Origin of the sequence: Streptomyces minutiscleroticus, from assembly GCF_014650875.1 — a bacterium.
Lineage (GTDB): Bacteria > Actinomycetota > Actinomycetes > Streptomycetales > Streptomycetaceae > Streptomyces > Streptomyces minutiscleroticus.
This window is the reverse complement of record NZ_BMVU01000286.1, coordinates 1-530: the sequence shown is the minus strand read 5'-3', so window position 1 is coordinate 530 and position 530 is coordinate 1. Positions and strand designations below refer to the sequence as shown.

Annotated in this window: 1 protein-coding gene; it reads left to right on the top strand. The window is 38.1% G+C overall.

Features of this window, described 5'->3' with window-relative positions; genetic code table 11:
• Positions 1-530: response regulator (locus IE271_RS44760; protein WP_190195548.1), on the top strand; the 530-nt coding region annotated here is incomplete at both ends.

The following is a 530-nucleotide window of genomic DNA, read 5'->3' as shown; positions in this document are numbered from 1 at the left end:
AAATTGAAAGGATCATCCATAAAAATTGGACTGAAATTAGCGCTGGGGACAAACAAGGCATTAATGAAGAGGGTAAGATTAGTGCTATCACTCGTTTTGATGAAGAACGAGTGGTGCAAATCTTAGATGTGGAAAAGATGATTAGCGATGTTTTCCCTAGCTTGAAGGATTTAGACGATTTGACTTTGCGTTGCATAGAAGCCATTCAAAGCCAAAAACTCATTTTAATCGCTGAAGATTCCTTGAGCGCTCTTAAAACCCTAGAAAAAATCGTTCAAACTTTAGAATTGCGTTATTTAGCCTTTCCAAACGGGAAAGAATTGTTAGATTATTTGTATGAAAAAGAACATTACCAACAGGTCGGCGTGGTCATTACGGATTTAGAAATGCCTGTTATTTCAGGGTTTGAAGTGCTAAAAACCATTAAAGCTGATAGCAGAACTGAGCATCTTCCTGTGATTATCAATTCGTCCATGAGTAGCGATTCTAACCGCCAATTAGCCCAATCTTTAGAAGCGGATGGTTTTGTG